The organism is Bradyrhizobium sp. AZCC 1693 (genome assembly GCF_036924745.1).
Classification (GTDB): Bacteria; Pseudomonadota; Alphaproteobacteria; order Rhizobiales; family Xanthobacteraceae; genus Bradyrhizobium.
In genome coordinates this window covers 6,063,245-6,070,000 of the sequence record NZ_JAZHSD010000001.1, presented here as the reverse complement: position 1 = coordinate 6,070,000, position 6,756 = coordinate 6,063,245, and the positions used below count along the sequence as shown (strand labels likewise).

At 60.9% G+C, this 6,756-nt stretch carries 1 protein-coding gene, 1 rRNA gene and 1 pseudogene; 2 read left to right on the top strand and 1 reads right to left on the bottom strand.

What is annotated here, in order from left to right; all coding sequences use genetic code 11:
- Window positions 1-167: 167 nt before the first annotated feature.
- A 16S ribosomal RNA gene (locus V1293_RS28760) occupies window positions 168-1,658 on the bottom strand.
- Between the two features lie 840 nt (window positions 1,659-2,498).
- On the opposite strand from V1293_RS28760, the gene V1293_RS28755 reads away from it, so the two are divergent.
- Window positions 2,499-4,568, top strand: a complete 2,070-nt coding sequence (locus V1293_RS28755) for a M23 family metallopeptidase (protein WP_334514209.1) — start codon at window positions 2,499-2,501, stop codon at window positions 4,566-4,568.
- 153 nt (window positions 4,569-4,721) lie between these two features.
- Window positions 4,722-6,348, top strand: a pseudogene (locus tag V1293_RS28750) (Vgb family protein).
- The last annotated feature ends 408 nt before the right edge of the window (window positions 6,349-6,756 follow it).

Here is a 6,756-nt window from a genome sequence, read left to right as displayed (position 1 = left end):
CCAAACCTTCGCACAGCGCTAAGCCCCTGGCGCGTGTTCGTCCGCGAAGAAAGAGAAACGTAGACGGCGAAATCCCGCCAATGCAGCTCAACAATCCTGACGATCGTTGGCCACTGATGTTTCTAAAACGGTTCGATAGAAGCAAGCTTCTGAAGAACCATCCTTAGAAAGGAGGTGATCCAGCCGCAGGTTCCCCTACGGCTACCTTGTTACGACTTCACCCCAGTCGCTGACCCTACCGTGGCCGGCTGCCTCCCTTGCGGGTTAGCGCACCGTCTTCAGGTAAAACCAACTCCCATGGTGTGACGGGCGGTGTGTACAAGGCCCGGGAACGTATTCACCGTGGCGTGCTGATCCACGATTACTAGCGATTCCAACTTCATGGGCTCGAGTTGCAGAGCCCAATCCGAACTGAGACGGCTTTTTGAGATTTGCGAAGGGTCGCCCCTTAGCATCCCATTGTCACCGCCATTGTAGCACGTGTGTAGCCCAGCCCGTAAGGGCCATGAGGACTTGACGTCATCCCCACCTTCCTCGCGGCTTATCACCGGCAGTCTCCTTAGAGTGCTCAACTAAATGGTAGCAACTAAGGACGGGGGTTGCGCTCGTTGCGGGACTTAACCCAACATCTCACGACACGAGCTGACGACAGCCATGCAGCACCTGTCTCCGGTCCAGCCGAACTGAAGAACTCCATCTCTGGAGTCCGCGACCGGGATGTCAAGGGCTGGTAAGGTTCTGCGCGTTGCGTCGAATTAAACCACATGCTCCACCGCTTGTGCGGGCCCCCGTCAATTCCTTTGAGTTTTAATCTTGCGACCGTACTCCCCAGGCGGAATGCTTAAAGCGTTAGCTGCGCCACTAGTGAGTAAACCCACTAACGGCTGGCATTCATCGTTTACGGCGTGGACTACCAGGGTATCTAATCCTGTTTGCTCCCCACGCTTTCGTGCCTCAGCGTCAGTATCGGGCCAGTGAGCCGCCTTCGCCACTGGTGTTCTTGCGAATATCTACGAATTTCACCTCTACACTCGCAGTTCCACTCACCTCTCCCGAACTCAAGATCTTCAGTATCAAGGGCAGTTCTGGAGTTGAGCTCCAGGATTTCACCCCTGACTTAAAGACCCGCCTACGCACCCTTTACGCCCAGTGATTCCGAGCAACGCTAGCCCCCTTCGTATTACCGCGGCTGCTGGCACGAAGTTAGCCGGGGCTTATTCTTGCGGTACCGTCATTATCTTCCCGCACAAAAGAGCTTTACAACCCTAGGGCCTTCATCACTCACGCGGCATGGCTGGATCAGGCTTGCGCCCATTGTCCAATATTCCCCACTGCTGCCTCCCGTAGGAGTTTGGGCCGTGTCTCAGTCCCAATGTGGCTGATCATCCTCTCAGACCAGCTACTGATCGTCGCCTTGGTGAGCCATTACCTCACCAACTAGCTAATCAGACGCGGGCCGATCTTTCGGCGATAAATCTTTCCCCGTAAGGGCTTATCCGGTATTAGCACAAGTTTCCCTGTGTTGTTCCGAACCAAAAGGTACGTTCCCACGCGTTACTCACCCGTCTGCCGCTGACGTATTGCTACGCCCGCTCGACTTGCATGTGTTAAGCCTGCCGCCAGCGTTCGCTCTGAGCCAGGATCAAACTCTCAAGTTGGACTTGAAACTTTAAACCGGCTGATCACAACGTTTGACGAGGTCCCACCATATTTATCGCCCGCGATTCACATCGCTGACGACGATGGTGTAACCTATGTAAACGTGTACCGCCGAAGTCTTTCGTCCAGCCTCGAAAGATGAAAACCGAAGTTTTCAAGTATTCGAGACTACGCAAGGACTCCGCCGTCCACGTTTCTCTTTCTTCATCTTCACTTGTCAAACAGCCCGGGATCGCTGGGACCCCACCCTTCCAATTCTGGAAGGTTCCCGCAGACCTCATCCGACGACAAATAACAACCGACTGTTATCGGCTGTTGAGTCACTCATCGTAATGAGGAGCTTACGGGGCGCGAATAGATGCCTTGGCCTCAGAGCCAATGCATCGCCGCGCTCAGTGGCCGGGTTATAGGCCCGCCCGATCGGGGTTGTCAACGCCCATCGTCAACAAATTGTCGCATCACGGCGAAGAATTTTGCGACGCCAAGAAGTCCCTATGTTTCGGGCCTTTGGCCGCACTTGAGCCACATTCCTGCGACGTTCTGACTATAAGGTATGCGTTGAATCGCCGGTGCCAGTGGGGGCTGCCGGCGTTTCAGCTACCGGGACAGGCGGTCTCGAGGAACCCGCCGCCTTTCCCACGCGGCCAGGAAACTTCGAGAGATCTGCTCACCATTGACGTTCGAGTCGCCGGCCGGTCTTCTTCTGGCCTCTGATTCCCGAATTTCCATGCGTGCGGCAACGCCATGCTCCGGGATCGCTCCCTCAAAGGGCGGAAACGTGGGGTCTGGATCGGGCGAAGGTCTTATCGGATGTCGATGGAATTTGGGGGGACACAGGGTTGAGCCAGAAGGCGCCACGCGGGAGCGGCTATGGACGCGAGACCGGGATCATCGATCTCGGTCACGAGCCGCCGCTTTCCGTCGATGGCTCCGAGGCTGCGGTGATCGATCGCCGCCGTGTCTCCGTACAATGGTTTAGCGGAACTATCCTGACCGGTCTGTGCGGCGCGGCCCTTATCGGCGGCGCCGTTTTTGCGTCGCTCGACGGCGAAATGACCTTTGCCAAGGTGCCGGAGCGCGTCGAAGGCGCGCTGCGCGGCGCATTCGGCGCCAATGATCGGACCGCCACCCTGCACAAGAGCGACCGCCTGCCGCCGCCCGGCGAATCCACCGCCTCGCGCAGTGTGGTGCGGGTATCGACCGTCACCCGCGTCGGCAACCGCGACGTGATGCGGGCGCGGCCGTTCGTCCGCATCTCCGGCAATCTGTCGATGACGACGAGCGATCTCAGCTCAAAAATCCCGCCGTTCAACGCCCAGCGCATGCTGACCGATGTCGGCACCACGACGCAGGCCGCTTCCGAGGATCCGAACAATCCCGAGGCCGTCGAACCCGACGCCGAGGTTTCCTTTGTTACCAAGGATCTCGCGACGGTGCTGCCGAAAGCGAAACTCGCCGCCGTGGTGGCGCTCGACGAAGTCCTGATGCGGGTCCGCGATGCCGCGAACTGGCGCGGCTCGGGCGGCGTCCGCTACACGTCGCTTGCCAATGCCGCGGCCGACGCCAGCGGCGTGCAGTCCGACCTCAAGCTCGCCTATGCCACCGAAGGCAACGTCTCCGATCCCTATGCCGGCTTTGAAACCCGCGTGGTGCCGGAAAACGTCACGTTGCTGCCGAAGACCAAGGACCAGATCACTGGCGGCAATCCGTCCGGCGAACGCGTTCACGTCGTGAAGAAGGGCGACACGATCACTTCGATCCTGCGCGACCTGGGCGCGACACCCGACGAAGCCAGGGCGGTTGCGTTGACCCTTGGCCCCCGCGGCCGCGACGGCGGCCTGAAGGATGGCCAGAAGATCCGTATCCTGATGGCGCCCTCGGGGCTTGGCCCCGGTGCCCGTCTGCAGCCCTATCGCGTGATCGTCGCCAACGACACCACCGTCGAAGCCGTTGCCGCATTGTCGGACGTCGGCAAATACGTCGCCGTCGACGTGCAGAGCATGAATACCGTCGCCGAGGCCGCCACCGGCAAGGACGACGACGATGACGACGATGATGATGGCAGCGGCGTCCGGCTCTACCAGAGCATCTACGAGACCGCCCTGCGCAACAAGGTGCCGGCCGCCGTGATCGAGGACATGGTCCGCATCTATTCCTACGACGTCGACTTCCAGCGCAAGGTGCAGCCCGGCGACTCCTTCGACGTGTTCTTCGCCGGCGACGACGAAGGCACACCCACCACCGAAAAGACCGAGGTATTGTTTGCCTCGCTCACCGTCGGCGGCGAGACCAAGAAGTACTATCGCTTCCAGACCCCCGACGATTCCGTGGTCGACTATTACGACGAGACCGGCAAGAGCGCGAAGAAGTTCCTGGTGCGCAAACCCGTCAACAACGCGATCATGCGCTCGGGCTTCGGTGGCCGCCGCCACCCGATCCTGGGCTACACCAAGATGCACACCGGCGTGGACTGGGCGACCCCCTACGGAACGCCGATTTTCGCCTCCGGCAACGGCGTGGTCGAAAAGGTCGGCTGGGAAGGCGGCTACGGCAAATATGTCCGCCTGAAACACAACAACGGCTACGAGACCGCCTACGGCCACATGTCGGCGTTCGCCAAGGGCATGGAGCCCGGCAAGCGCGTGCGCCAGGGCCAGGTGATCGGCTTCGTCGGATCGACCGGCATGTCGACCGGCGCCCATGTCCACTACGAAATTCTGGTCAACGGCCGCTTCGTCGACCCCATGCGCGTCAAGCTGCCGCGCGGCCGATCGCTTGAAGGCGCGATGATGGCGAGCTTCGAAAAAGAACGCGATCGCCTCGATACCCAGATGAACAACCGCGGCAGCGCCGCCCGCGTCTCCGAGGCCACCGGCACCGCGCCGCAGACCCGTCAGATCAGCCGCTGAGCCTTCGATAATACTCTGAGGATCGGACACGGCGTCTCACGCCGCACGTCGGATTTATCGCAGCGGCGGCGCAAGGCGCCCAACAGTTTCGTTTGCCAAACCTCCCGCCGCGACAAATACTGCCTCCCATAAAAATCCGTGGGAGGAAGCGTCATGACGAGCAGGCTTGCACTCGCAATGACTGTTGCGGCGATCGTTCTTGGAAACACGGCCGGCGCATCGGCGCAGACCTACGAGGTCACCAAGCTGGTGCCAGGCTCGGCATTTCATGGCGTGCACGGGCTCGGGATCGACAAGTCCGGCCGCCTGTTCGCCGGCAGCGTCGCGGGCGCTGCGCTTTACGAGGTCGATCGCAATAACGGCACGGCGAAGATTGCAGTCCCCTCCCCGGAAGGCATGTCCGACGACATCGCGTTTGCGCCCGACGGCACCATGGCGTGGACGGCCTTCCTCACCGGCGATCTCTATTCACGCAAGGGCGACGGCCCGGTGAAGAAACTCGCCTCCGGCCTGCCCGGCATCAACTCGCTCGCGTTCCGCAAGGACGGACGGCTGTACGCGACGCAGGTGTTTTTGGGCGACGCCCTCTATGAAATCGACGTCGAGGGCGTGAAACCGCCACGCCAGATCATGGAGAAGATGGGCGGCCTCAACGGCTTCGAATTCGGATCCGACGACATGCTGTATGGCCCTCTGTGGTTCAAGGGCCAGGTCGCCAAGGTCGACGTCGACAAGGCCGAACTCTCCGTGGTCGCCGACGGCTTCAAGGTTCCGGCCGCGGTCAATTTCGATTCCAAGGGCAATCTCTTTTGTGGTCGATACCGCGCTCGGCCAGTTGGTGCGGGTCGATCCGAAGACCGGCGCCAAGAAGATGGTCGCCCAGCTCAAGCCCTCGCTCGACAATCTCGCGATCGACGACAAGGACCGCATCTTCGTCTCCAATATGGCCGATAACAGCATTCAGGAGGTTGATCCGGAAACCGGCGCTGCCAAGCAGTTGATATCAGGCAAGCTGGCGCTGCCTGGCGGCATCGGCGTCGTCTCGGACGGGGCTAAGGACACCATCTACGTCGCCGACGTCTTCGCCTACCGCACCGTGGACGGCGCGACCGGCGAAGTCTCCGAGCCCGCCCGCATGCATGCCGACGGCGTGACGCTGGAATATCCGATGAGCGCCACCGCCAACGGCGACGACGTGCTGCTGTCGAGTTGGTTCACCGGCACGGTGCAGCTGATCGACCGCAAGACCGGCAAGACGAAAGAGATGCTGCACGGCTTCAAGGCGCCGCACGACGCGATCAAGCTTGGCGACGGCAGCATTCTCGTCAACGAACTCGGCAGCAAATCGCTGGTCCGTGCCAGCGGCGAACACGGCAAGGACCGCACCGCGGTGGTCGGCGGCCTCGAAGGCCCGGTCGGCCTCGCCGCGGGATCAGGCGGCGCGGTCTATCTGACCGAAGCCTTCGCCGGCCAGGTCTCGAAGGTGGAAGCCAACGGCGAGAAGTCCGTGGTCGCCAAGGATCTGAAGGGCCCCGAAGGCATCGCGCTGGCGCCCGACGGCAAGCTGATCGTCGCCGAAGTCGGCGCCAAGCGGATCGTGCAGATCGACCCGGCCAACGGCGCCATCACCGAGATCGCCGCCAACCTGCCGATCGGATTACCGGCCGCACCCGGCGGACTGCCGAGCAACATCCCGACCGGCGTCGGCGTCGGGGCGAGCGGGGTGATCTACTTCTCGTCGGATATCGAGAACGCGATTTACAAGGTTACGAAGAAGTAGGAGGCAGACAGGCTCGGCTTCTTTCCGACCATCATTACTTATCGCCACGCGCAGACCCTTACCCTTGTATGGCGGTTGGACCAGCAGGCGCCTTTCCTTTTTAGCAGGCCAAGGTCCACGCCCGCGTGGTCCTCCCCATTGCGACCGTTCCAATAGCCTTGCGCCACACCGGAATCGCCATCAAGGTTTACATATGCGAAATATTTGGATCTTGATTGCTCGCCAACGCCGACGGTGAAGCTTCCACCAGACCGTATCTGGATATTGCAAGCGCCCTTCAGGAACGTGCGACCGCCCACCTGAATCAGGCATCTTCCCTCGTCCGCCCGGCCAGATGTTGCTGTACACACGATAGCATAGCCGAAGCCAACAACAGCAAGCGTTCTTATGATCCGAGCCGGGGCGCGA